This is a genomic window from Streptococcus porcinus (assembly GCF_900475415.1).
GTDB classification, from domain to species: Bacteria; Bacillota; Bacilli; order Lactobacillales; family Streptococcaceae; genus Streptococcus; species Streptococcus porcinus.
Genome location: NZ_LS483388.1, coordinates 1,073,621 through 1,097,994, shown reverse-complemented (window position 1 = coordinate 1,097,994; position 24,374 = coordinate 1,073,621). Strand labels below are relative to the sequence as shown.

Here is a 24,374-nt window from a genome sequence, read left to right as displayed (position 1 = left end):
ATAAGAAAAACCTTCTGTAAAAGAAGGTTTCAAATTGTAATATGACTAATAAAAAGAGAGTTTTCTTAAGTCATAAAATTGGTGGGAAAGTGTTAGTTTACTTTCTTTGTAAAGATATCACGTTCTACCAAGCTATCCATTAAAAAGTAAAACTTATCTTGTAATATTTTATGTTTTTCTGATTTAAAAATATTTACCATACGTAAACCAGACTGGTCTGTAATGGCCAATTTAAACGCATCAAGCTCTTTGTTAATTGTAATTTTTAATGGGAAGCCATCGCCAGAGTTTGGAACCTCTTCTAAAAGGCGTGTCAATTCATAGTGTCCTACTTTTGTGACTGAGAAAGTCGTATCCCTTAGAGTGTATTTTTTAATTTTGGGACTTATTTCATATTTGTACCGACAGTCGGGTAAAGCAATTTCTTTTTCAAATGCCATTTGATACTCCTAAAATAGTTTTTAATTCTTTTGTGAAGGTTTGAATTTCCTCAATTGTGTTTTGTTCAGAAAATGAAATTCTGATGGCTTCATTTAGTCGCACAGATTCTTTGCCATAGTAGGCTTCTAAAACATGACTTGGTTCGACTGTACCAGCAGTACAAGCAGAACCTGTAGAAATAGCAATATTGGCCATATCTAAACGGGTGAGTAAAAGGCCATTTTGTTGACCGGGAAAGCCAATATTGATCACATGCGGAAGTGATGTTTTTGATTTTGATAAATAGAAGTTACTATCAGACAGATTAGCAATCAGCGTCTTTCTGAGGGTTTCAACGTGTTGAAAGTTTTCTGTCATCTTTTGATATGCTTCTTGCAAGGCAGTAGTCATCCCTACAATCCCAATAAGATTTTCAGTGCTAGCACGCCTCTTTTCTTCTTGGTCTCCCCCGTGTAGAAGTTGATCAAAATGGAGGTTATTAGAGTAGAGAAAACCTACACCTTTTGGACCATGAAATTTATGTGCAGAAGCAGATAAAAAGTCAATACCTAGCTCTTTGGGATTGATCGGTATTTTGCCAATTATTTGAACAGCATCAAGGTGGAAGACTGCTTGATGCTCTTTCAAACTTGTAGCGACTTCTTGGTAAGGTAAGAAATCACCGGTCTCATTGTTTGCAGCCATCATGCTGACCATAATGGTATCATCACGCAGGGCTTCACGGACTTGTTGACAAGTAATTTGACCATTGGTAGGTTTTAAGTAAGTAACCTCAAAGCCGAAACGTTTTTCTAAATAAGCCATGGTATGAAGGACAGAGTGATGCTCGATAGCAGTCGTTATTAAATGCTTTCCTTTATGTTGATTAGCAAGTGCATAGCCCTTAATCGCTGTATTATTACCTTCAGTTCCTCCTGATGTAAAGATAATGGAATGGCTCTCAACTCCAAGAAGAGTAGCAATTTCTTGACGACACGTTCGTAAAATTTTATTGGCTGATCGTCCGAAAGAATGGATACTAGAAGGATTTCCGAAAGTAGTAGCCATGACTTTAGTCATACTTTTAATAGCAGCATCACTTAAAGGTGTCGTCGCTGCATTATCGAAATAGATAGGATTATTTTTTTTCATTTGGATGGTAAGCAAAAAGTGGGCTCAATGGTTTTCTTTCATGAATATTGATAATAGCTTTCGCAATTAATTCACTAGCTGTGATGTAGTTGATATTTGCGGGTTTACGATTTTTAGTTAGGACAGAGTCTGTAACTAGAATTTCTTTGATTGGGCTTGCTTCTAAAATATCAGCTGCACCGCCAGCAAATAAACCATGACTAGCAACTGCATAGATATCAGTGGCTCCTTCGCGTTCAAGAATTTTAGCTGCTTCAGCAAAAGTGATGCCAGTATTCAAAATATCATCAATAATGATGGCTTTTTTACCGGAAACATCACCTATGATGTAACCTTCTTCACGTTCAGTTTCGTCTTCTGAGTAATCAATAATTGCAATAGGTGAATCAAGGAGTTCAGCTAAGCTTCTAGCGCGTTTGATACCAGAATTTTTAGGACTAACGATAACGACGTTTTCACCACATAAGCCTTTTTCTTCATAATGTTCAGCAAAAAGTGGAGTTGTAAATAAGTTATCGACGGGAATATCGAAGAAGCCCTGTACCTGAACAGCGTGTAAGTCTAATGTAAGAACACGATCGATACCAGCTTTGGTTAGCATATTAGCAACTAATTTAGCAGTAATAGGTTCGCGTGATTTTGAAACTCGGTCTTGACGAGAATAACCAAAATATGGCAAAACAACGTTGACTGAATTAGCACTAGCTCGTTTACAAGCATCAATCATAATGAGAAGTTCCCATAAATTATCATTCACAGGAAAACTTGTTGATTGAACAATATAAATATCATCTCCTCGGACAGTTTCCTCGATGTTAATCATGATTTCACCATCTGAAAATTGGCGTGAGGAAATTTTTCCTAATGGAATGCCAGATGCTCTGGAAATTTTCTCAGCGATTGGTAAGTTTGAGGTGAGTGAAAATAGTTTGATTTGCTTATCAGCATATCGTTCAGTCATGAGAATGGTAGCTCCTTATATCTTCTTTAGAATGTGAATTTACATAAAATTCCATTCAATTCCTAAATTGACAGTACTATTCTATCAAAAAAACAGAAAAATTGCATTTTTCTGTCGAGAATATTTTCAAGGGTTGAGGGTTTTGCTAAAACGCGCAACTTTACTTTTAGCATACTTAAATGAAATCTGATTTTCTTCTAAAAATCGGTCAAAATCAGTTTGACCTTTTTCAGCATTTTGGACTTCAAGTTCCAACTCATAGTCAATAGTCGAAGCATAATGGTTACAGTCTAAAGCCATTTTACCAATGGCGGTAGTGGCTTCGCGACGAGTAGTTGTTAAGTAACCAAAGTTTTCTAATTTAGAGACATCAATTCCTTCTGTCTCAATAAGGGTTCTAATATTGCTTTGGGGCAAATGACCTGTTTTTATTATTTCTTTTGCATTAATCATGGTTAAGTCAATATTATATTCCCTGTTACCAATATTTTCCGGCACTTTCAGTGTCAATTCAGCCTGCTCAGCGAATGTGCGAACTCTTAGAGACATGCGATGGGCTTTAAGATCGAAATTAGGGGTGTCAATATAATAATTGGTTTGCACAACAGGTGGGACATGAGACATTTGTTCGAGTAAGCGTTGGTACTCTTTTTTCGTTAGCAGGGTCTTATATTCGATTTCTAAGTTAGACATGTTACCTTCCTTTTGTGCTATTTTATGCTATAATAAATTGTTATTTCAATTTTATATCAAAGTATCTACTTTGACAAGAAAGGAGTAGGCTGTGGCAGTTGACTGGGAAGATTTCCTTGATCCCTATATCCAGGCAGTAGGGGAACTTAAAATCAAATTACGAGGTATTCGTAAACAGTTTCGAAAGCAAAACCGCTATTCTCCGATTGAATTTGTAACTGGTCGCGTTAAATCTGTTGAAAGTATTAAACAAAAAATGGCTCTTAGAGGCGTTCTTGAAGAAAACATCGCTCAAGATATCCAGGATATCGCCGGATTGCGCATAATGGTTCAATTTGTAGATGATATTGATGAAGTTTTGAATCTTTTAAGGCAAAGACAAGATATGACTATCGTTTATGAACGTGATTACATCCGTAATATGAAAAGAAGTGGGTATCGTTCTTACCATGTTGTTGTCGAATATCCAGTTGACACCATTGATGGACAAAAGAGAGTTTTAGCCGAAATCCAAATTAGAACACTGGGAATGAATTTTTGGGCAACCATTGAGCATTCTCTCAATTACAAGTATAAGGGAGAATTCCCAGAAAAAATCAAGAAACGACTTTCACGAACTGCTAAGATTGCTCTTGAATTAGATGAAGAGATGCGGAAGATTCGAGATGATATTAGAGAAGCACAGTTGCTCTTTGATCCGGGAAGTCGCAATTTAAGTGATGGTGTAGGAAACAGTGATGACACAGATGAATTATACAGATAATGTGATACGAGTTGCTATAATAGCTAATGGAAAATACCAGAGCAAACGTGTTGCTTCAAAACTATTTGCTATCTTTAAGGATGACCCCGACTTCTACTTGACCAAGAAAAAACCTGATGTAGTCATTTCAATCGGCGGTGATGGTATGCTATTGTCAGCTTTCCACATGTATGAAAATGAGCTTGATACTGTTCGCTTTGTTGGTATCCATACAGGCCATTTGGGATTTTACACTGACTATCGTGATTTTGAAATTGATAAGCTTATTGAAAATTTAAGAGAGGACAAGGGGGATAAAGTTTCTTACCCTATTCTTAAGATCGTTTTGACTTTGGAAAATGGTCGAGTTATAAAGGCACGAGCTTTGAATGAAGCTACAATTAAACGTATTGAAAAAACTATGGTTGCAGATGTCTATATTAATAACGTTCGGTTTGAGAGTTTTCGTGGTGATGGCATGTCTATTTCAACACCGACAGGCAGTACAGCCTATAATAAATCCCTTGGTGGAGCGATTCTTCATCCGACTATAGAAGCTCTACAACTAACAGAAATATCAAGCCTTAATAACCTTGTGTTTCGCACGGTTGGCTCCTCTTTAATAATTCCTAAAAAAGAAATAATAGAAATTATTCCACAACGAACAGGTATCTACACTGTGTCCGTAGATAATAAAACCTATAATTTGAAAAATGTAGTTAAGGCTCAATATTATATTGACAGTGAAAAAATTCATTTTGTCTCAACACCAAGTCATACCAGTTTCTGGGAACGAGTACAAGATGCCTTTATTGGTGATTTAGAGTCATGAAATTCAACTTTATAGCAGATCGTAGAACGAAAGTGAAGACGCTACTCAAAAGTTATGATGTTTCAAGAGGTTTACTGGCAAAAGTTAAATATAAGGGTGGTCGTATAGAGGTTAATGGTATTGAGCGTAATGCCATTTATCTATTGGATATTGGTGACGAAGTTAGTATTACAATACCAGATGAGTTACCTTTTGAGAAATTAGAGGCAATTTCTCATCCTTTGGATATTGTTTATGAAGATGATCATTTTTTAGTCATTAATAAACCAGTTGGTTATGCCAGCATTCCTAGTGCTATTCATTCTAATACCATTGCTAACTTTATCAAGGGCTATTATGTGGACCAGGATTATCCTAATAAACAAGTTCACATTGTAACTCGTCTAGATCGTGATACAAGTGGCCTTATGCTCTTTGCCAAACACGGTTATGCACATGCGAGACTTGATAAGCAACTTCAAGCTCGAGCGATTGAAAAACGCTATTTTGCTTTGGTTTGTGGAGAGGGACAATTACCAGATCAAGGGGAAATTGTGGCACCGATTGGCCGTTCAAAAGACAGTATTATTACCCGAACTGTTGACCCGATGGGTAAATATGCTAGAACGACCTATCAAGTTGTGGGGCGCTATGCTGAAAATGTTCACTTGGTCGACATCAAGCTCCATACAGGTAGAACTCATCAGATTAGGGTTCATTTTTCACATATTGGCTTTCCTTTACTTGGTGATGACCTGTATGGTGGACGACTTGATCTCGGAATCACAAGGCAAGCCTTGCATTGCCATTTTTTGAATTTTCATAATCCGTTTACTGAAAATCCAAGCCGGCATACAATTAATTTGACAGATGACTTTGAGAACGTTATCATAGATTTACAGAAATAAAAAATGAGGTAGTTAAAAAATGAGTATCAGAAGCTTATTTGGTAGTTTAAGGGAAAAAGTTGTAGGAAAACACGTTAAAATTGTTTTCCCTGAAGGAAATGACGAACGTGTTGTGCGTGCAGCGGCTCGTCTTAAATTCGAGGGCTTGGTAGAACCAATTATTCTTGGTGAGGCTGATGAAATTAGAGCCCTACTCACAAAACTTGGTTTTGCTGATCAAGATTATACTATTATTAATCCAGTTGAATACCCTGATTTCGAAGAAATGAAAAAAGAATTTGTCGAAATTCGTAAGGGTAAAGCAACAATGGAAGATGCTGATAAAATGCTTAAAGATGTTAACTATTTTGGTGTAATGTTGGTGAAAATGGGACTTGCAGATGGTATGGTTTCAGGTGCTATTCATTCAACAGCTGATACAGTACGTCCTGCTCTTCAAATCATTAAAACAAAACCGGGTATTTCACGGACATCAGGTGTTTTCTTAATGAACCGTGAAAATACAAATGAACGTTACATTTTTGCGGACTGCGCTATTAATATTGACCCAAATGCACAAGAATTAGCTGAAATTGCTGTTAATACTGCTGAAACAGCTGAAATTTTTGATATTGAACCTAAAGTAGCTATGCTAAGTTTCTCAACTAAGGGTTCAGGTAAAGCACCCCAAGTTGATAAAGTAGCAGAAGCAACTAGAATTGCAAAATCTTTAAATCCTTCTTTAGCTTTGGATGGTGAGCTACAATTTGATGCAGCCTTTGTTCCTGAAACAGCAGCGATTAAAGCGCCTGATTCTGATGTTGCTGGTCAAGCAAATACTTTTGTTTTCCCTGACTTGCAATCTGGTAATATTGGCTATAAAATTGCACAACGTTTAGGTATGTTTGATGCCATTGGGCCAATTCTTCAAGGTTTGAATAAACCTGTAAATGATTTGTCTCGTGGATCTAGTGCAGAAGATATTTATAAATTAGGGATTATTACTGCAGCACAAGCTTTAGGAAAGTTTGAAGCTGAATAAATATCTCAACTATAACGCGCAAAACTTTGTTAATGTCAACAAGGTTTTGCTTTGTTTTTAGGAGGTTTAACTAATGACAAAACAAATTGCTTTAGTAACAGGAGCTTCAGCAGGTTTTGGTAAAGAGATAGTTTATCAATTAATTGCAGATGGTTACCGTGTAATTGGTGCAGCAAGACGTATTGATAAATTACGTGAAATGGAAGCTTATTTGGGCGCAGAAAAATTTCTAGCTTTAAAGATGGATGTTTCAGACACTAACTCAATTGATGCTGGCTTAAAAAGCTTACCAGTTGACTGGCAGGTAATTGATATCTTAATTAATAATGCTGGACTTGCTCTAGGCTTGGATAAGGCGCAAGAAGCTGACTTCGCTAATTGGCTGACTATGATTAATACCAATATTGTGGGATTAACCTACCTAACAAATCAGCTTTTGCCCAAAATGGTTGCTAGAAATATTGGTACAATCATTAATTTGGGATCAACAGCAGGAACGATTCCTTATCCTGGGGCTAATGTTTATGGAGCAACTAAAGCCTTTGTTAAACAATTTTCACTTAATTTACGTGCTGATTTAGCGGGGACTAAAATCCGAGTTTCTAATATTGAACCAGGCCTATGTGAAGGCACAGAATTTTCAACTGTTCGCTTTAATGGTGACCGAGAGCGTGTAAATGCCTTATATCAAGGAGCACATGCTATTCAACCAGTTGATATTGCTAAAACAGTTTCTTGGGTTCTTTCTCAACCAGACTATGTTAACATTAATCGGATTGAAATTATGCCTGTTTCGCAAACCTATGGGCCACAACCTGTTTATAGAGATTAAAAAATATATAGCCATACTGATTAAAACAGTATGGCTATATTAGTTCTGTCCTTAATTTGTAACTGTTAAAGGTTATCTGAGATTGAAGGTCCCGATGTCACATCTGACCAGCCAACTATGGCTTGTGCCGTTTCCTCTAGGTACTGGGCCAGGATAGGTTTTAAATCCTGTACTATATCTATTGTTCCAAGATAGTGACCTTCATTGTTAGTGAGACTATAATATGATTGAAAATAGATATGATCTAGAGAAGCAGTTGGTAGTAAGAAATGCTTAGTTTGATTTACACGGCTACTTTTAAATTGGTGATAGAGCCAAGTCTCTAATCTCTTTTCTTCATCTTCAAAAAAGCTGCCATTAAATTGATGGTTATGGTATGTAAAATTGCCACTATTATCAGATAGTCGAATTTGATAAGGGAATAAATCCCATAGTGAATGACTGATACTTTGATAGAATTGGTTTAAGGCAGAGCTGAGCTCTAGTATTATTTGACCGTCTTTTAGACGCTCTTCTGTAATGAAGAAAGCTTTAGATACCAATTGTTCTGAAAAATAGAAAATGGGTTGTTGTGTTTCAAGTTCTACAAAAGAGAAGATGCCATTATATTCTTTAAGGTCAAAATTAGATGACGACGGAGCAACTGTAATCTCGAAAAGTTCAGAGTAGTAGTTTGAGAGAGTTTTAAAGAATTCTTGTTGGAAGATGTTTGTATCAGAGAAAACTGCGAGGATGGCTTGTGTTTTTTTCATAATTCCATAGTAACGAGAATAGCTTTAAAATGCAATTAAAGCGTTTATAGAAAATAGCAGATGATAGTATTAGTATAGCTGATTAAATGACTAGTTTATCCAACTACAATCATAGTATAATCGTAACATAAAAAGCTAAGAGGTAACATAATGACTCGAAAAATCATTTTTTTAGATGTTGATGGTACACTTGTTGATTACGCTAATAATCTTCCTCAATCTGCATTTAATGCTATTAAAAAAGCTAGAAGAAACGGACATTTAATCTATGTTTGTTCCGGTCGCAGTCGTGCCGAAATACCAAAAGATATTTGGGAGATGGGAATTGATGGCATGATTGGCGGTAATGGGTCCTATGTAGAACACCATGGTGAAGTTATCATGCATCGGCTAATTCCCTCTAGTGAAGCTAAACATATCGTTGACTGGCTACATGAGCGAGGTTTAGAATTTTATTTAGAATCAAATAATGGGCTTTTTGCTAGCGAGAATTTCCGCGAAGCGGCACGTCCTGTTATGAGAGCCTATTCCATGCGAAAAGGCAAAACCGCTGAAGAAGTTGCTGACTTAGAAGCTGAAGATGCCTTACATGGATTGGTATATGGAGCCCCCTTGTATCGTGATGACTTAAATAAGGTTTCTTTTATTTTAAGAGACTATCAAGATCACTTAGATTCAATATTAGAATTTCCTAACTTAGAAGCTAATACTTGGGGTGGTCGTGGCGAAACAGCCTTATTTGGAGATTTAGGAGTCAAGGGTGTTACCAAGGCACATGCAATTGACATTTTATTAGAACACCTAAAAGCTGATAGGAAAGATACGATTGCTTTTGGTGATGCTAAGATTGATATTCCTATGTTGGACTATTGTAATCTTGGCGTTGCGATGGGAAATGGGGGCCCTGAGATCTTAGCAATGGCAGATATGGTGACAGATGATGTTGAAGAAGAAGGTCTCTACACTGCCTTTAAAAAATTAGAATTAATTTAAGAAATGATAACCGAGTTTTGAGTGACCACCATGTTGATCCAAAACTCGGTTTTTATAATTATATTAGTTAAAATGTTAGATTGTTGCCTCGATAACATGCCCAAATACTAAGAAGAAAACTACGTTCTTTTATTAGGAGAAGACAAGGAGAAATGGTAAAATAGTTTTTAACACATAGCTGTTTAGTTTGAGTTGTGAGAAAATTTAAGAAACACCTATCTTTTGTGAAGAGATGCTACTATTCAGTTATGTTGTTCCTGTCATTGTTCGTCTAGATAAATGGCGTTTTGATTTAGGAGATAGTGGTAGTTTAACTTTATAATGTTGTAAAAAAAACTATATTTTTGAAGACAAAAAATGGAGAAAATATGATACGTTTTAATAAAGTCTCAAAACAATTTGGGGATACTTTGGTCTTACAAGAGCAAAGTTTTCAAGTTAATGATCGTGAATTTTTTGTTTTAGTGGGATCAAGTGGCTCAGGCAAAACAACACTGTTAAAAATGATAAACTGTTTAATAAAACCAAGTTCGGGTGAAATTTTACTCAATAAGATACCACAAGCTGAATTGGACCTGCGTGAAATGCGCCTCTCGATTGGTTATGTCTTGCAACAAATCGCTCTTTTCCCTAACCTAACAGTTGCCGAAAATATTGCCATTATTCCAGAAATGAAAAAATGGACAAAAGAAGAGACCATTCAAAGAACAAAAGACTTTTTGAATAAGGTAAACTTACCTGCTGAAGAATACATGAATCGTTATCCAAAGGATTTGTCTGGTGGAGAACAGCAACGTGTAGGAATTGTCCGTGCCCTTATTTCGCATCCTAAGATTTTACTTATGGATGAGCCTTTCTCAGCATTGGATCCTATTTCAAAAAAACAATTACAAGATTTAATGCTTGCTTTACATCGTGAATTCGATATGACTATCGTTTTTGTAACACACGATATTAAAGAAGCTATCAAATTAGGTGATCGTGTTGCTATACTTGATAAAGGGCAAATTATCCAAGTGGATACGCCCGAAGCCATCGTGGAGAATCCAGCTAATGACTTTGTAGCCAGTCTTTTTGGAGGTGATATAGATGACTAGTATTGTAAGAACCTTCCTAGAACGTTTTCCTGATTGGACTAAGGCACTAGCAGAACACCTACAAATTTCTTTAATTGCTCTTTTAATTGCTATTTTAATTGGCATTCCGCTTGCTAGTCTTTTAAGTAAGAGTAAACGTTGGTCAGATATTGTTTTACAAATTACAGGTATTTTTCAGACGATTCCATCATTAGCTCTTTTAGGCCTCTTTATTCCTTTGATGGGGATAGGTACCGTTCCAGCAGTTTCTGCTTTAGTCATATATGCTATTTTTCCTATTATTCAAAATACGATTACTGGTTTGAACGGAATCGAACCTAGTTTAGTTGAAGCTGGCACAGCTTTTGGAATGACCAAATGGGAAAGATTGAAAAAGTTCGAAATACCTATCGCTATGCCAGTTATTATGTCAGGAGTTAGAACTTCAGCTGTAATGATTATTGGTACAGCGACTTTGGCCTCTTTGATTGGAGCCGGCGGTTTAGGGTCATTTATTCTTTTAGGAATTGACCGAAATAATACAGATTTGATTCTAATTGGAGCCATCTCATCTGCTCTCTTAGCTATTTTATTTAATAGTATTTTGCAATATTTAGAAAAAGCTTCACTTAAAAAAATTCTACTGGCCTTTGCAGTAATCGTCTTGGGACTATTAGTATCTTATAGTCCCAAGTTAGTCTCTCAATTTACGAAAAAATCTGAAACACTCGTCATTGCTGGAAAACTAGGAGCTGAGCCGGAAGTTCTAATCAATATTTATAAAGAGATAATTGAAGATCAGTCAGAATTGAAAGTAGAAGTTAAGTCAAATTTTGGTAAGACAAGTTTTCTTTATCAAGCTCTCAAGTCTGGAGATATTGACATCTACCCCGAATTCACAGGAACGATAACCTCAAGTCTTTTAACAAGCAAAACGGAGTTATCCAATGATCCCAAAAAGGTTTATCTTGATGCTAAGAATGGTATTGCTAAACAGGATAATTTGGTTTTGTTGAAGCCTTTTGCTTATCAGAACACTTATGCCGTAGCTGTACCAGAAAAATTAGCCAAGGAAAAAGGGCTTACAAAAATCTCAGACTTAAAAGCTTATGAGGGGCAATTAAAAGCCGGTTTTACCTTAGAATTTAAAGATAGGGCAGATGGGTACAAGGGATTACAAAGTAAATATGGTCTATCTTTACCAGTTTCCACAATGGAACCAGCTCTTCGTTATCAAGCAATCAAAGCTAACGATATCCAAATAACAGATGCTTATTCAACAGATGCTGAATTGAAAAAATATCATCTTAAAGTTTTGGAAGATGATAAGCACCTTTTCCCTCCATATCAAGGTGCTCCACTAATGAAAAAGGCCCTAATTCAAAAACATCCTGAATTGAAAAAGATTCTCAATCAATTGGCCGGTAAAATTAGCGAAGACCAAATGCAAGAGATGAACTATCAAGTCTCTGTTAAAGGAAAAGAAGCAAGCCGTGTCGCTCATGATTTTCTAGTTAAAGAAGGATTGATTAAACAATAAAAGTTATTATCTCACTCTGAGTTTGACGACAAAAGTATTTTGTCGTCAATTTTTTATGATTCTTCAGATATAAAGGTTACAGTGATTATTTTTTGAATATTAAAATTGTTTTAGATGACCAAAACTGGTTAAATCAAGGAGTCCCTTATCCAAGCTAATAATGGGTGATAAGTAAAAACCGAACTTTATTTTTTATATATCGAAAATATTTGACAAAAAAAATACGTTGATTTAGAATGTTAGAAGGAAAGGTAAGTTTTTGCCTAGCGATGTCTCTATTTAGAGATTATAGGAAGGTCATTTTTAATAAAGAATATGGGGTAACCCCATTACCGTCTTTTAAAAGGAGAAGCCTTATGTTTAATGACATGCCTGTTTTTGATTACGAAGATATTCAACTGATCCCTAATAAATGTATTATCAATAGTCGATCGGAAGCAGATACCAGTGTCACACTCGGTAAATATAATTTTAAATTACCAGTTATCCCTGCAAATATGCAAACTATTATTGATGAAAATATTGCTGAGCAATTAGCTAAAGCAGGTTATTTCTACATTATGCACCGCTTTGACGAAGAAGCTCGTAAACCCTTTATCAAACGAATGCATGATCAAGGGTTAATAGCTTCAATCTCGGTTGGGGTTAAAGCTTATGAATATGATTTTGTTACTTCCCTAAAAGAGGATGCACCAGAATTTATCACCATTGATATTGCACATGGCCATGCTGATAGTGTTATCAATATGATTAGGCATATCAAAAGTCAATTACCAGAAACTTTTGTAATTGCAGGTAATGTTGGAACACCAGAAGCTGTTCGTGAACTTGAAAATGCTGGTGCAGATGCAACTAAAGTTGGTATTGGACCAGGAAAAGTATGTATCACAAAAGTAAAGACTGGCTTTGGAACTGGTGGTTGGCAATTAGCTGCCTTGCGCTGGTGTGCGAAAGCAGCCCGTAAACCCATTATTGCTGATGGGGGAATCAGGACTCACGGGGATATTGCTAAGTCAATTCGTTTTGGTGCAAGTATGGTGATGATTGGGTCACTGTTTGCAGGTCATTTGGAGAGTCCTGGTAAACTGGTTGAAGTTGATGGCGAAAGTTTTAAAGAATACTATGGCTCTGCTTCTGAATACCAAAAAGGTGAACATAAAAATGTTGAAGGTAAAAAAATTCTTTTACCAACCAAAGGTCACTTAGCGGATACTCTACGAGAAATGAAACAGGATTTGCAATCATCTATTTCTTATGCTGGAGGTAGAGATTTGGATGGTCTTCGTCGTGTGGACTATGTTATTGTCAAAAACTCTATCTGGAATGGCGATTCTATTTAATTGGAACTTGAAATCTTAGAAAATCGTGTTAAACTAGATGTAATAAAAAATTGAATAATCTACTTATTTATGTTGTGAATTGGCACAGCGTTTCTACAAGACACCGGAATGTCTAACAATAAGTAAGCGAAAAAGCTTGCTTGGTAACTTTACCGTGCAAAATAAGAGGGGTAGTGTCCTTTTATTTTGTGGCAAGCTTTTTTATTTTTGAAAGGGGTAATCATGAAATTATTGGAAGAGCGTATTCTTAAGGATGGTGATATATTAGGAGAAAACATCTTAAAAGTAGATAAGTTTCTCACGCATCAAGTTGATTTTGAGCTGATGCAAGAAATTGGTCAAGTATTTGCGAAAGCTTATCAAAAACATGGCATAACAAAAGTGGTCACTATTGAAGCGTCTGGTATAGCTCCTGCTCTTTACACAGCACAGGCTTTAAAAGTACCAATGATTTTTGCTAAGAAACATAAAAACATTACCATGACCGAAGGGATTCTGACAGCAGAAGTTTATTCCTTCACTAAACAAGTGTCTAGTACTGTTTCAATTGCCAGCAGGGTTTTATCCTCAAAAGACAAGGTTTTGATTATTGATGATTTTTTGGCAAATGGCCAGGCTGCTAAAGGTCTAATTGAAATCATTAAGCAAGCTGGAGCTGACGTAGTTGGTGTCGGTATTGTCATTGAAAAATCATTTCAACCTGGACGGCAATTATTGGAAGAATTCGATCTTGAGGTTACCTCATTGGTAAGAATTCAAAATTTTGAAAATGGTCAACCAATTTTTATGGAGGCTGATGCCTAATGACGACAAGTAAAGAACATTCCCACTCACAATCGGCTCTTCTTGGATTACAACATCTTTTGTCCATGTATGCAGGTTCCATTTTAGTACCGATAATGATTGCCGGAGCTATCGGCTATTCTTCAAGAGAGTTAACATACTTAATTTCAACTGATATTTTTATGTGTGGTGTAGCCACTTTCTTACAATTACAACTTAATAAATACTTCGGTGTTGGTTTACCAGTTGTTTTAGGATGCGCCTTTCAATCCGTCGCTCCTTTATCTATTATTGGTTCTAAACAAGGATCAGGAGCGATGTTTGGAGCCTTGATTGTTTCTGGAATTTTTGTCATTGCTATTGCTGGAGTTTTCTCAAAGATAGCCCGTTTTTTCCCTGCTATTGTAACAGGTTCTGTTATTACAACTATTGGGTTGTCACTGATCCCTGTTGCTATCGGCAACATGGGAAATAATGCTGATAAACCAAGTCTCCAAAGTTTAACTTTAGCAACTCTCACAATCGTTATTATTCTCCTTATCCAAAAATTTGCAAGTGGTTTTATTAAATCTATTGCTATATTAATTGGTCTTATTTCAGGAACAATTATTGCTGCTATGATGGGAGTCGTTGATACAGTAGCAGTTGCCAATGCGCCATGGGTTCATATACCCACACCATTTTATTTTGGAGCACCAACTTTTGAACTGACCTCGATAGTGATGATGTGTATTATAGCTATTGTATCTATGGTAGAATCAACAGGTGTTTACTTAGCCTTATCTGATATTACTAATGAGAAATTAGATAGCAAACGTCTTCGCAATGGTTATCGTTCAGAAGGTCTAGCTGTTCTTTTGGGTGGTTTATTTAATACTTTCCCATATACTGGTTTTTCCCAAAATGTCGGTCTCGTTAGGTTATCCGGTATTAAAACACGTCGGCCAATTTATTACACTGCAGCTTTCCTTGTTTTCATTGGCTTATTACCTAAACTTGGAGCAATGGCACAAATGATACCAAACCCCGTTCTAGGTGGTGCGATGTTAGTCCTTTTTGGAATGGTAGCTTTACAAGGAATGCAGATGTTAACTCGTGTTGATTTTACAAATAATGAAGCTAATTTTATGATTGCTGCCCTCTCTATATCAGTAGGAGTAGGCTTTAACGGGACTAAACTATTTGCAAGTCTGCCAACGACAGCTAATATGTTTTTGACCAATGGAATTGTCGTTGCAACTGTAACGGCAGTTACCTTAAACTTGATTTTTAACGGACATACAAAGAAAAACTAAGCCATAGCTTAGTTTTTTTATTAATATGAAATAGTGAATGATTTTTTTAGCCCAGTTGAGACAGCCAGTCTTTGATCTTTTGTGACAATAATCCCTTCAATGTTTGGCTCACAATTAATGATATTGAAAACTTTTAAACTATTAAGACCAAATAAGCGTGTCGTCCAAATTTCACAATCTAATGAAGAATCGGCAATAATTGTTAAACTTGCCATATCAGTTGTAATAGGAAAACCAGTATGCTTATCAAAGATGTGGTGATAGTCTTTTCCATCCACATGTAGTCTTCTTTCATAAATGCCCGAGGTAACAACGGACTGATTATGGATTTTTACAATTCCGAGGTTATGTCCTCGTGACTTTTGAGGGTGCTGGATACCAATATAAAATAGGCCATCAGCTCGTTTGGGATTAGCCCCGTGTACAAGGACATTTCCTCCTAAATTAATAAGGGCTGACTTTATACCATCATTGATGAGATAGGCCATTATTTTATCAGCAATATAGCCTTTGGCGAGAGATCCTAAGTCAATTTTCATACCCTTATCAGCTAAGTAAACTGTTTTATTATCCGAATCAATACAAATGTTATCTGGATTAGTTAGAGCCAATTCTTTTTTTATATCATTTTCAGAAGGAACTTTCGCGTCTGAAAAGCCAATTCGCCAGCTTTGAACAAGAGGGCCAATGGCAATATTCAAATTGCTAGGAGTGGCTAGACTTTGTGCCTTGCCGATGCTAATCAATTCTAATAAATCCGGATGGACCTTCACAGCTTGTTGGCCTGAAGACTCATTAATAGCCATTAGCTCAGAGTCACTATCATTTGCACTGAAGCGATTTTTATAGATTTCAAGCAAATTGCACACTGTGTTCAGCTGTTCAGGCCCTTTTTGTGATTCAATTTGGATATCAATAACAGTCCCCATCATGTGGACTCGCTTAGTAACTAGCATGTTCATCTCCTTTGCACTACTATAAAAAGAGGACCAAATCAGATTTGATCCTAAAGAACTTATGATTTTCGTTTCATTTCACCTTGGGGAAAATAAGTTCCTTCTGGTAAGTCGTTTATAAAAACGTGGATATTTTCTTTAGGTGCTTGAGCGATACGTGCGACGACTTCAGTGACCTCACGAGCTAGCTCATTTTTTTGTTCTTGACTACGACCTTCAAATAAATCAATTTTAACAAATGGCATTATCTATTCTCCTAACATTTTCCTTTATTTTACCATTTTCTGTCAAAGTTGCATAGGAAAGTTAGACACGTACAGTAAGTAGTCTTTAACTCACAGAATAGTACATGTGAAATGACATTTAGGGTTAATTGCAATCGCCAAATAGCTTCATTTGTGGTAGAATGGTTTAGATAAATAAAGAAGGTAGGGACCCCCAGTTTGGCTCAATTATACTATAAATATGGGACGATGAATTCTGGAAAATCCATTGAAATTTTAAAAGTAGCACACAACTATGAAGAGCAGAACAAACCTGTTGTCATCATGACAAGTGCTTTGGATACTCGTGATGGTTTTGGTTTAGTTTCAAGTCGCATTGGCATGAAAAGAGAAGCAGTACCCATTTCTGATGATATGGATATTTTTGCTTATATAGATAATTTGGATACAAAACCTTATTGTGTCTTGATTGATGAATGTCAGTTTTTAAGTAAAGCGAATGTTTATGACTTAGCACGAGTTGTCGATGAGCTCCATGTTCCTGTTATGGCATTTGGATTAAAAAATGATTTTCAGAACCAGCTCTTTGAAGGATCAAAACATCTTTTGCTCCTAGCTGACAAAATTGATGAAATTAAAACAATTTGTCAATATTGTAGTAAAAAGGCTATCATGCAATTACGGATGAAAGATGGAAAACCTGTCTATGAGGGGGAGCAGATTCAAATTGGAGGCAATGAAAGTTATATTCCCGTTTGTCGCAAGCATTACTTTCACCCGCCATTAGATAACAACTAAAGGAGAAAAACTAAAATGAATATTTATGATCAGTTGCAATCTCTAGAAGATCGTTACGAGGAATTAGGTGAACTCCTAAGTGACCCAGAAGTTGTCTCAGACACTAAACGTTTTATGCAATTATCTAAAGAAGAGGCCAACACTAGAGATACCGTAACTACTTATCGCCAATATAAGGAGATTATTCAGTCAATTGCTGACGCAGAAGAGATGATTAAAGAATCTGGCGGTGATGCTGAGATTGAAGAAATGGCTAAAGAAGAGCTGAAAGAATCAAAAGCGGCCAAAGAAAACTACGAGGAAAAACTGAAGATTCTACTCTTACCCAAGGATCCAAATGATGATAAAAATATTATCTTAGAAATCAGAGGAGCAGCAGGTGGTGATGAAGCGGCTCTTTTTGCAGGGGACTTGTTGGTTATGTACCAAAAATTTGCTGAGAGTCAAGGATGGCGTTTTGAGGTCATGGAAGCTTCCTACAATGGTGTAGGGGGTATCAAAGAGGTTGTGGCCATGGTTTCAGGTCAGTCGGTTTATTCTAAATTAAAATATGAATCAGGGGCTCACCGTGTCCAACGTGTTCCTGTTACAGAGAGTCAGGGGCGCGTTCATACTTCAACAGCTACTGTTCTTGTTATGCCTGAGATTGAAGACGTAGAATACGAAATTGATCCTAAGGATTTACGGGTTGACATCTACCATGCATCAGGTGCTGGTGGGCAGAATGTCAACAAAGTAGCTACAGCTGTCCGTATTGTCCATATTCCGACCAATATTAAAGTTGAGATGCAAGAAGAGCGAACACAACAAAAAAATCGCGATAAGGCTATGAAGATTATCCGAGCTCGAGTTGCAGACCATTTTGCTCAAATCGCCCAAGATGAACAAGATGCCGAACGCAAATCGACAATTGGGACGGGAGATCGATCTGAACGTATTAGAACTTATAACTTCCCACAAAATCGAGTGACAGACCATCGCATCGGCTTAACACTTCAAAAATTAGATACTATTCTTTCTGGTAAAATGGATGAAGTTATTGACGCTTTGATTATGTATGATCAAACTCAGAAATTGGAATCTTTAAACAAATAATGAATTATGCCAGTCAGATAGCAGAATATGAGCAAGCACTAGTCCAAATTGGCGATGATCCTGAAAACTTATCTTATGTTTTCAGAGAAGTGAAAGAATGGTCTCTTTTGGACTTTTTACTACATCAAAATCAGCAAGTAAGTGCAGAAGACCACGTTCTTCTAAAATCTATTTTTGAGCAATTATATAGAGGTCGTTCTCCTCAATATATTACCGGAAAAGCCTACTTTCGAGATTTGATTCTGACTGTTAATGAGTCAGTTTTAATCCCACGTCCTGAAACAGAGGAACTTGTGGCATTGATTCTTGCGGAGAATGAGAGAGAAGACCTTCAACTCTTAGATATAGGGACTGGTAGCGGCGCTATTGCTATCAGCCTCAAAAAAGAAAGACCAACATGGAAAGTTGTAGCTTCTGATATCTCTCAAGAAGCCATTCAGGTTGCTCAATTTAATGCTTGGAACATGGAGACAGAAATTACTTTTAGGCAGTCGGATCTTTTTAGTTCCCTTTCAGGAAAGTTTGATATCATTGTCTCTAATCCCCCTTATATCGCTTTTGCTGACAAGAAAGAAGTAGGACGTAATGTTTTAGTTTCCGAACCACATTTGGCCCTTTTTGCAGAGGAGGGAGGACTTGCTATGTATCGCTCTATTTTAGAACAAGCAGAACATTACTTGTCGCCGCAAGGGAAAATCTACTTTGAAATTGGTTATAAGCAGGGGCAGGCGCTTCGTGAATTAGTCAAATCCACTTTCCCAGAAAAAAGGTTTCGCCTAAAACAAGATTGTTATGGAAAGGATCGTATGGTAATTATTGATAATGGATAAACTTAAATCAATTATTGAAAATGGAGGAGCCTTAGTTTTACCAACTGAAACGGTTTACGGTCTATTTGCCAAAGCTATGGATGAGCAAGCTGTAAATATGGTCTATACCCTCAAGCAACGACCGAGAGAAAAAGCTATGAACTTGAATGTAGCTGATTATCAAGCCATTTTAGACTATTCTAAGGATCAGCCAACTTATTTAAAGGAACTATATGATGCTTTTTTACCTGGTCCACTAACCATTATTTTGAAAGCCAATGATCGAGTTCCTTTTTGGATTAATTCTGGTAAAGACACTGTCGGCTTTCGTCTACCTAAACATCCTGTAACAGAGCAGTTAATAAGGATAGCCGGACCCTTAATTGGTCCTTCCGCCAATTTATCAGGTAGACAAAGTGGTTGTCAATATGCTGAGATTATAAAAGCTTTTCACAATCGAGTAGAAGGCTATGAAGATGATCAGTCTCTGACAGGGCAAGATTCAACAATTATCGACTTGTCTGGTCCTAAGGCTAAAATTTTAAGACAAGGGAGTATAAGTGCTGCCGATATTCAAACTAAAATTAGTGGGATTGTTTTTGAATAATAAATTCAGATATAAAATAAGGAGAAAAAATGATTTTTGATATAGATAATTATGAAGCGTTTGATCCAGAATTATGGGAAGCCATTCATGCTGAAGAAGAAAGGCAAGAGCACAATATTGAATTAATTGCTTCGGAGAATATTGTCTCTAAGGCTGTAATGAAAGCACAAGGTTCCCTCTTAACAAATAAATATGCTGAAGGCTATCCTGGTAAACGTTATTATGGGGGTACAGAATGTGTTGATATCGTTGAAAATTTAGCCATTGAACGTGCAAAAAAACTTTTTGGTGCTAAATTTGCTAATGTTCAAGCCCATTCAGGTAGTCAAGCTAACGCAGCAGCTTACATGGCTTTAATTGAGGCGGGAGATACGGTGCTAGGTATGGATTTGGCTGCCGGTGGCCATTTGACACATGGCTCACCAGTCAACTTTTCGGGTAAAACGTATCACTTTGTCGGTTATTCTGTTGATCCTAACACAGAAATGCTTGATTATGACGCTATTTTAGAACAAGCCAAAGAAGTGCAACCCAAGCTAATTGTAGCAGGAGCATCCGCATATTCTAGAATCATTGATTTTGAAAGATTCCGTCACATCGCTGATCAAGTAGGTGCCTATTTAATGGTTGACATGGCTCATATTGCAGGCTTAGTAGCAGCGGGTCTCCATCCAAACCCAGTGCCTTTTGCTGATGTGACAACATCCACCACTCACAAAACCTTGCGGGGCCCACGTGGTGGTTTGATTTTAACTAATAATGAAAACCTTGCTAAGAAAATCAATTCAGCTGTCTTTCCTGGCTTACAAGGCGGTCCGCTTGAGCATGTTATAGCTGCAAAAGCTGTATCTTTTAAAGAAGCTTTAGATCCAGCTTTTACGGACTATGCTAAAAATGTTATTGCAAACACGTCGGCAATGGCACAAGTTTTTGCTGAAGATGAACGCTTCCGCCTTATTTCAGGCGGTACAGATAATCACGTTTTCTTAGTAGATGTAACAAAAGTCATCGAAAGTGGTAAAGTGGCGCAAAATCTTTTAGATGATGTCCATATCACTCTAAATAAAAATTCCATTCCTTTTGAAACCTTGTCACCCTTTAAAACCTCTGGTATCCGTATTGGCTGTGCTGCCATTACAAGTCGAGGAATGGGGGTTGAAGAAAGCAAAGCTATTGCTCACTTAATCATAAAAGCACTTGTTAATCATCAGGATCAAACCGTTTTAAACGAGGTTCGACAAGAAGTTCGTTCTATCACTAATCGTTTCCCATTATATAGTAATTGATAATATGTTAGATATTTATATACGTAAATTAGTTATTCATCAATTTTCACCAAATGATACAAACTTATTCTTTAATGACAACGAGTTAAGTATTACGCCCCGTATTGATGATTATTTCCGAAAAAAGTTAGAAAAAGTCTTCTCTGATGAAGCTAAAAGAGGTCGGATGAATCATGAGAATACTTTTCGTCAACTGATAAGTGATGATTTTGTAAGTAGTAGTAAGGCGGTTGCTCAAGCTTGGAAAGAAGCATTTGTTATCTCGGAAAACCAAAAAACCAATGATTTAGTTTTTATCAGGTTTGAGAAAGACGGACAGGCCTATTTTGCCTTTCTAAGAATCACTCTTAGAGAATCTTTTGCGCATACTAATATTTCGGAAGAAAATCCCTTAAGTATTACCCAAAATAATTTACCCAGCGCAACACAAACACCCGATGAAGCCCTAGTTATCAACCTTGAAAGCAACGATTATTATCTAATTGAGAAAAGAATCAAGCACAATGGTAGTTTTTCAAATTATTTTTCGGAAACCCTATTAAAAGTTCAACCAGAGCAGTCTGTTAAAAAATCAATTAAGACTATTGAACAAACCGCACAAAAAATAGCCGAAAACTTCAATCAAGATGACTTTGCTTTTCAATCAAAGATGAAGTCAGCTATTTCAAAAAATCTTGAAAATGGTGATCACCTATCCCCTGAAAAGTTAGCTGATCAATTATTTGATAATAATCTGACAGCACGTTTAACATTTGTGGACCAGGTGAAAGAGACTATACCAGAACCGATTAAAATCAGCGATATTGACCATACACGACAACTTAAAAAGTTGGAGAGTCAAAAATTATCATTGTCTAATGGTATTGAATTAACAGTTCCAAATGCAATTTATCAAGATGCTGACTCGGTTGAATTTATCATGAATGATGATGGAACCTATTCTATACTCATTAAAAATATAGAGGATATCAAAAATAAATAAATGTTGAAATTTTTAAAGCGCGTCATTTTCTTAGTCTTTCTGATTTTTTGTATCTTTCAGCTTTATGTTACTCATCAGAATGTAAAAAATGTCATGCGCTATAAACCTATGGTCGAAAAAACGTTAGCTGAACATGACACCGATACGAATCTCAATTTAGTTCTTGCTATGATTTATACTGAAACTAAAGGTGGCTCAGCTGATGTTATGCAGTCAAGTGAAAGTAGTAGTGGAAAGACTAATTCTATAACAGATAGTCAAGTGTCAATTAAACACGGTGTTAAACTCCTATCAGAGAATTTACAACTAGCTGAAGAAGCAGGAGTAGACTCATGGACTGCTATTCAAGCATACAACTTTGGTTCAAATTATATCCATTATGTTGCTCAAAATGGTGGTGAAAACTCTTTGGCATTGGCTAAAAAATATTCAAGAGAGGTCGTTGCCCCCAGCCTTGGTAACACGACTGGGGAAACCTACATCTATTATCATCCCTTAGCTATTATTTCAGGTGGTCAGTTATATAAAAACGGAGGGAATTTCTACTATTCTCGTGAAGTTCACTTTAATTTGTACCTCATTAAATTCTTTTCAAAATTTTAAATAGATTAAATATTGCAACACTTCTAAAAAAGATCAGAAGTGTTTTTTTATATAAATGTAATCTGTTCGGTTTTTCACAAAAAAATTATGATAATTGATGTTAATGTTTGTTATTTCACAAACATAGTAGGTTTTTTTGGAGATAAATTTTTTACTCCTCTAGAAAAGGTCGTATATTAGTATTTTGAGACAATTTTATTTTTGTGAATAGGCTAACAATCTGTAAGCAAATTCTTTGGAAGCAATTTTTTGCTGTGCTATAATGTAGACCTAACAGAAAATATTGTGAAATGAGGAACAAATATATATGAGTAAAATCGTTGTTGTTGGAACAAATCATGCGGGAACAGCCGCAATTAAAACCATGCTCTCCAACTATGGATTAGAAAATGAGATTGTCACTTTTGATCAGAATTCAAACATTTCATTCCTTGGATGTGGAATGGCTTTATGGATTGGTGAGCAAATTGATGGCCCAGAAGGTCTCTTTTATTCTAATAAAGAACAGTTAGAATCCATGGGTGCTAAAGTTTATATGGAATCGCCTGTTTTAAACATTGACTATGACAAAAAAGAAGTAACAGCACTAGTGGAAGGTCAAGAACATGTTGAAAGCTATGACAAATTAATTCTTGCAACCGGATCACAACCAATTATACCACCTATTAAAGGTGTTGAAATCGTTGAAGGGTCAAGAGAATTTAAAGCAACTTTAGAAAACTTACAATTTGTTAAACTTTACCAAAATTCATCTGATGTTATTGAAAAGTTAGAAAAACCAGGAATTAATCGAGTAGCAGTTGTTGGGGCAGGTTACATAGGTGTTGAACTGGCAGAGGCTTTCCAACGAAAAGGAAAAGAAGTAATCCTTGTTGATATTGCTGAAACATGTATGGGTGGTTACTACGATCGTGATTTCACTGATTTAATGAGTAAAAACCTTGAAGAGCATGGCATTCAATTAGCCTTCGGACAAGCTGTTCAGGCAGTTGAAGGAGATGGAAAAGTAGAACGACTTGTCACTGATAAAGACAGCTTTGACGTTGACATGGTTATCATGGCAGTTGGCTTCCGTCCAAATACTGAGCTAGGACGTGGTCAATTAGATACCTTCCGTAATGGAGCATGGATTGTTGATAAAAAACAAGAAACAAGCATGAAAGATGTCTATGCTATTGGAGATTGTGCAACTATTTATGATAACGCACGAGATGATATTAACTACATTGCCTTAGCATCAAATGCTGTACGGACAGGAATAGTTGCTGCTCATAATGCTTGTGGACATGAACTGGAAGGAGCAGGTGTTCAAGGATCAAACGGTATTTCAATTTACGGCCTAAACATGGTTTCAACTGGTTTAACCCTAGAAAAGGCAAAAGAAGCTGGTTATAATGCCTTGGAAGCTAGCTACAATGATTTACAAAAACCAGAATTTATCAAACATGGAAATCATAAAGTGGCAATCAAAATCGTTTACGATAGAGACAGTCGTGTTGTCTTAGGCTGTCAAATGGTTTCAAAAGAGGACATCTCAATGGGAATTCACATGTTCTCATTAGCTATCCAAGAGAAGGTAACCATTGAAAAATTATCTCTAATGGATATTTTCTTCTTACCTCACTTCAATAAACCATATAATTACATCACAATGGCTGCTTTAGGGGCAGAATAAAATAGGTCAAATATGACATG

26 protein-coding genes and 1 riboswitch are annotated in these 24,374 nt (G+C 36.4%); of the genes, 19 read left to right on the top strand and 7 right to left on the bottom strand.

What is annotated here, in order from left to right:
* Window positions 1-92: 92 nt before the first annotated feature.
* The 4 genes from DQM45_RS05530 to DQM45_RS05515 form a co-directional block, all read right to left on the bottom strand.
* Window positions 93-440 (bottom strand): DUF1831 domain-containing protein, encoded by a 348-nt coding sequence (locus DQM45_RS05530; RefSeq protein ID WP_003084919.1) that lies wholly within the window; start codon window positions 438-440, stop codon window positions 93-95.
* Window positions 430-1,572, bottom strand: a complete 1,143-nt coding sequence (locus DQM45_RS05525) for a cysteine desulfurase family protein (protein ID WP_003085538.1) — start codon at window positions 1,570-1,572, stop codon at window positions 430-432. Before DQM45_RS05525 ends, DQM45_RS05530 begins: the two co-directional genes overlap by 11 nt.
* The gene (locus tag DQM45_RS05520) at window positions 1,559-2,533 is read right to left on the bottom strand and encodes a ribose-phosphate diphosphokinase (RefSeq protein ID WP_003083081.1); all 975 of its coding nucleotides are present in this window, start codon (window positions 2,531-2,533) and stop codon (window positions 1,559-1,561) included. Before DQM45_RS05520 ends, DQM45_RS05525 begins: the two co-directional genes overlap by 14 nt.
* 126 nt (window positions 2,534-2,659) lie before the next feature.
* Window positions 2,660-3,226 carry a CYTH domain-containing protein gene (locus tag DQM45_RS05515; RefSeq protein ID WP_003083043.1) on the bottom strand — a complete coding sequence of 189 codons (567 nt, stop codon included), beginning with the start codon at window positions 3,224-3,226 and terminating at the stop codon, window positions 2,660-2,662.
* A gap of 91 nt (window positions 3,227-3,317) precedes the next feature.
* On the opposite strand from DQM45_RS05515, the gene DQM45_RS05510 reads away from it, so the two are divergent.
* From DQM45_RS05510 to DQM45_RS05490, 5 genes are all read left to right on the top strand, one after another.
* Entirely contained in the window at window positions 3,318-3,989 is a 672-nt protein-coding gene (locus DQM45_RS05510; RefSeq protein ID WP_003085051.1) for a GTP pyrophosphokinase, read from the top strand.
* On the top strand, window positions 3,964-4,800 hold the full coding sequence (locus DQM45_RS05505) for an NAD kinase (protein WP_003083507.1): 837 nt from the start codon (window positions 3,964-3,966) through the stop codon (window positions 4,798-4,800). Before DQM45_RS05510 ends, DQM45_RS05505 begins: the two co-directional genes overlap by 26 nt.
* Entirely contained in the window at window positions 4,797-5,687 is an 891-nt protein-coding gene (locus tag DQM45_RS05500) for an RluA family pseudouridine synthase (protein WP_039984559.1), read from the top strand. The genes DQM45_RS05505 and DQM45_RS05500 overlap by 4 nt, the downstream gene beginning before the upstream one ends.
* A 19-nt stretch (window positions 5,688-5,706) precedes the next feature.
* Complete coding sequence (pta, locus tag DQM45_RS05495) at window positions 5,707-6,708, top strand: phosphate acetyltransferase (protein WP_003085799.1); 1,002 nt, start codon at window positions 5,707-5,709, stop codon at window positions 6,706-6,708.
* Between the two features lie 73 nt (window positions 6,709-6,781).
* Window positions 6,782-7,540, top strand: a complete 759-nt coding sequence (locus DQM45_RS05490) for an SDR family NAD(P)-dependent oxidoreductase (protein WP_003084565.1) — start codon at window positions 6,782-6,784, stop codon at window positions 7,538-7,540.
* A gap of 65 nt (window positions 7,541-7,605) precedes the next feature.
* On the opposite strand, the gene DQM45_RS05485 is transcribed toward DQM45_RS05490, so the two are convergent.
* A complete protein-coding gene (locus tag DQM45_RS05485; protein WP_003082698.1) occupies window positions 7,606-8,292 on the bottom strand; it encodes a hypothetical protein in 687 nt (228 codons plus the stop codon).
* Window positions 8,293-8,442: 150 nt separating this feature from the next.
* On the opposite strand from DQM45_RS05485, the gene DQM45_RS05480 reads away from it, so the two are divergent.
* From DQM45_RS05480 to DQM45_RS05455, 6 genes are all read left to right on the top strand, one after another.
* The gene (locus DQM45_RS05480) at window positions 8,443-9,285 is read left to right on the top strand and encodes an HAD family hydrolase (protein WP_003085210.1); all 843 of its coding nucleotides are present in this window, start codon (window positions 8,443-8,445) and stop codon (window positions 9,283-9,285) included.
* Between the two features lie 368 nt (window positions 9,286-9,653).
* Window positions 9,654-10,382 carry an ABC transporter ATP-binding protein gene (locus DQM45_RS05475; RefSeq protein WP_003085301.1) on the top strand — a complete coding sequence of 243 codons (729 nt, stop codon included), beginning with the start codon at window positions 9,654-9,656 and terminating at the stop codon, window positions 10,380-10,382.
* Entirely contained in the window at window positions 10,375-11,901 is a 1,527-nt protein-coding gene (locus DQM45_RS05470; RefSeq protein ID WP_003085086.1) for an ABC transporter permease/substrate-binding protein, read from the top strand. The genes DQM45_RS05475 and DQM45_RS05470 overlap by 8 nt, the downstream gene beginning before the upstream one ends.
* 356 nt (window positions 11,902-12,257) lie before the next feature.
* A complete protein-coding gene (gene guaC / locus DQM45_RS05465) occupies window positions 12,258-13,241 on the top strand; it encodes a GMP reductase (protein ID WP_003083744.1) in 984 nt (327 codons plus the stop codon).
* Window positions 13,242-13,284: 43 nt separating this feature from the next.
* Window positions 13,285-13,380: riboswitch (purine riboswitch) on the top strand.
* Window positions 13,381-13,463: 83 nt separating this feature from the next.
* Window positions 13,464-14,045, top strand: coding sequence for a xanthine phosphoribosyltransferase (locus tag DQM45_RS05460; protein ID WP_003085958.1), 582 nt, complete (start codon window positions 13,464-13,466; stop codon window positions 14,043-14,045).
* Entirely contained in the window at window positions 14,045-15,319 is a 1,275-nt protein-coding gene (locus DQM45_RS05455) for a nucleobase:cation symporter-2 family protein (RefSeq protein WP_003082560.1), read from the top strand. Before DQM45_RS05460 ends, DQM45_RS05455 begins: the two co-directional genes overlap by 1 nt.
* 20 nt (window positions 15,320-15,339) lie before the next feature.
* Here DQM45_RS05455 and DQM45_RS05450 read toward each other — a convergent pair whose 3' ends face one another.
* Together DQM45_RS05450 and DQM45_RS05445 are read right to left on the bottom strand one after the other, a co-directional pair.
* On the bottom strand, window positions 15,340-16,275 hold the full coding sequence (locus DQM45_RS05450; protein ID WP_003085939.1) for an FAD:protein FMN transferase: 936 nt from the start codon (window positions 16,273-16,275) through the stop codon (window positions 15,340-15,342).
* 59 nt (window positions 16,276-16,334) lie between these two features.
* Window positions 16,335-16,520 (bottom strand): 4-oxalocrotonate tautomerase, encoded by a 186-nt coding sequence (locus DQM45_RS05445; protein ID WP_003083140.1) that lies wholly within the window; start codon window positions 16,518-16,520, stop codon window positions 16,335-16,337.
* Window positions 16,521-16,718: 198 nt separating this feature from the next.
* On the opposite strand from DQM45_RS05445, the gene DQM45_RS05440 reads away from it, so the two are divergent.
* The 8 genes from DQM45_RS05440 to nox all read left to right on the top strand — a co-directional run bounded on the left by DQM45_RS05440 (window position 16,719) and on the right by nox (window position 24,354).
* Window positions 16,719-17,297, top strand: a complete 579-nt coding sequence (locus DQM45_RS05440) for a thymidine kinase (protein WP_003084689.1) — start codon at window positions 16,719-16,721, stop codon at window positions 17,295-17,297.
* 15 nt (window positions 17,298-17,312) lie between these two features.
* Window positions 17,313-18,392: a peptide chain release factor 1 gene (gene prfA / locus DQM45_RS05435; protein ID WP_003085488.1), complete on the top strand. Its 1,080-nt coding sequence runs from the start codon at window positions 17,313-17,315 to the stop codon at window positions 18,390-18,392.
* Entirely contained in the window at window positions 18,392-19,222 is an 831-nt protein-coding gene (prmC, locus tag DQM45_RS05430; protein WP_003083432.1) for a peptide chain release factor N(5)-glutamine methyltransferase, read from the top strand. The genes prfA and prmC overlap by 1 nt, the downstream gene beginning before the upstream one ends.
* Window positions 19,215-19,808, top strand: a complete 594-nt coding sequence (locus tag DQM45_RS05425) for an L-threonylcarbamoyladenylate synthase (protein ID WP_003083669.1) — start codon at window positions 19,215-19,217, stop codon at window positions 19,806-19,808. Before prmC ends, DQM45_RS05425 begins: the two co-directional genes overlap by 8 nt.
* Window positions 19,809-19,837: 29 nt before the next feature.
* Window positions 19,838-21,094, top strand: coding sequence for a serine hydroxymethyltransferase (glyA, locus tag DQM45_RS05420; RefSeq protein ID WP_003085725.1), 1,257 nt, complete (start codon window positions 19,838-19,840; stop codon window positions 21,092-21,094).
* Between the two features lie 4 nt (window positions 21,095-21,098).
* Window positions 21,099-22,076: a nucleoid-associated protein gene (locus DQM45_RS05415; RefSeq protein ID WP_003082870.1), complete on the top strand. Its 978-nt coding sequence runs from the start codon at window positions 21,099-21,101 to the stop codon at window positions 22,074-22,076.
* Window positions 22,077-22,679, top strand: coding sequence for a lysozyme family protein (locus DQM45_RS05410; protein ID WP_003084170.1), 603 nt, complete (start codon window positions 22,077-22,079; stop codon window positions 22,677-22,679).
* Between the two features lie 307 nt (window positions 22,680-22,986).
* Window positions 22,987-24,354 (top strand): H2O-forming NADH oxidase, encoded by a 1,368-nt coding sequence (nox, locus tag DQM45_RS05405; RefSeq protein ID WP_003086062.1) that lies wholly within the window; start codon window positions 22,987-22,989, stop codon window positions 24,352-24,354.
* Window positions 24,355-24,374: the final 20 nt, after the last annotated feature.

Excerpts from the sequence above, each read along its gene's own strand:
- DQM45_RS05530 (WP_003084919.1), bottom strand. The coding sequence starts at position 440 with ATGGCATTTGAAAAAGAAATTGCTTTACCCGACTGTCGGTACAAATAT.
- DQM45_RS05525 (WP_003085538.1), bottom strand. The coding sequence starts at position 1,572 with ATGAAAAAAAATAATCCTATCTATTTCGATAATGCAGCGACGACACCT.
- DQM45_RS05520 (WP_003083081.1), bottom strand. The coding sequence starts at position 2,533 with ATGACTGAACGATATGCTGATAAGCAAATCAAACTATTTTCACTCACC.
- DQM45_RS05515 (WP_003083043.1), bottom strand. The coding sequence starts at position 3,226 with ATGTCTAACTTAGAAATCGAATATAAGACCCTGCTAACGAAAAAAGAG.
- DQM45_RS05505 (WP_003083507.1), top strand. The coding sequence starts at position 3,964 with ATGACACAGATGAATTATACAGATAATGTGATACGAGTTGCTATAATA.
- DQM45_RS05500 (WP_039984559.1), top strand. The coding sequence starts at position 4,797 with ATGAAATTCAACTTTATAGCAGATCGTAGAACGAAAGTGAAGACGCTA.
- pta (WP_003085799.1), top strand. The coding sequence starts at position 5,707 with ATGAGTATCAGAAGCTTATTTGGTAGTTTAAGGGAAAAAGTTGTAGGA.
- DQM45_RS05490 (WP_003084565.1), top strand. The coding sequence starts at position 6,782 with ATGACAAAACAAATTGCTTTAGTAACAGGAGCTTCAGCAGGTTTTGGT.
- DQM45_RS05485 (WP_003082698.1), bottom strand. The coding sequence starts at position 8,292 with ATGAAAAAAACACAAGCCATCCTCGCAGTTTTCTCTGATACAAACATC.
- DQM45_RS05480 (WP_003085210.1), top strand. The coding sequence starts at position 8,443 with ATGACTCGAAAAATCATTTTTTTAGATGTTGATGGTACACTTGTTGAT.
- DQM45_RS05475 (WP_003085301.1), top strand. The coding sequence starts at position 9,654 with ATGATACGTTTTAATAAAGTCTCAAAACAATTTGGGGATACTTTGGTC.
- DQM45_RS05470 (WP_003085086.1), top strand. The coding sequence starts at position 10,375 with ATGACTAGTATTGTAAGAACCTTCCTAGAACGTTTTCCTGATTGGACT.
- guaC (WP_003083744.1), top strand. The coding sequence starts at position 12,258 with ATGTTTAATGACATGCCTGTTTTTGATTACGAAGATATTCAACTGATC.
- DQM45_RS05460 (WP_003085958.1), top strand. The coding sequence starts at position 13,464 with ATGAAATTATTGGAAGAGCGTATTCTTAAGGATGGTGATATATTAGGA.
- DQM45_RS05455 (WP_003082560.1), top strand. The coding sequence starts at position 14,045 with ATGACGACAAGTAAAGAACATTCCCACTCACAATCGGCTCTTCTTGGA.
- DQM45_RS05450 (WP_003085939.1), bottom strand. The coding sequence starts at position 16,275 with ATGCTAGTTACTAAGCGAGTCCACATGATGGGGACTGTTATTGATATC.
- DQM45_RS05445 (WP_003083140.1), bottom strand. The coding sequence starts at position 16,520 with ATGCCATTTGTTAAAATTGATTTATTTGAAGGTCGTAGTCAAGAACAA.
- prfA (WP_003085488.1), top strand. The coding sequence starts at position 17,313 with ATGAATATTTATGATCAGTTGCAATCTCTAGAAGATCGTTACGAGGAA.
- prmC (WP_003083432.1), top strand. The coding sequence starts at position 18,392 with ATGAATTATGCCAGTCAGATAGCAGAATATGAGCAAGCACTAGTCCAA.
- DQM45_RS05425 (WP_003083669.1), top strand. The coding sequence starts at position 19,215 with ATGGATAAACTTAAATCAATTATTGAAAATGGAGGAGCCTTAGTTTTA.
- glyA (WP_003085725.1), top strand. The coding sequence starts at position 19,838 with ATGATTTTTGATATAGATAATTATGAAGCGTTTGATCCAGAATTATGG.
- DQM45_RS05415 (WP_003082870.1), top strand. The coding sequence starts at position 21,099 with ATGTTAGATATTTATATACGTAAATTAGTTATTCATCAATTTTCACCA.
- DQM45_RS05410 (WP_003084170.1), top strand. The coding sequence starts at position 22,077 with ATGTTGAAATTTTTAAAGCGCGTCATTTTCTTAGTCTTTCTGATTTTT.
- nox (WP_003086062.1), top strand. The coding sequence starts at position 22,987 with ATGAGTAAAATCGTTGTTGTTGGAACAAATCATGCGGGAACAGCCGCA.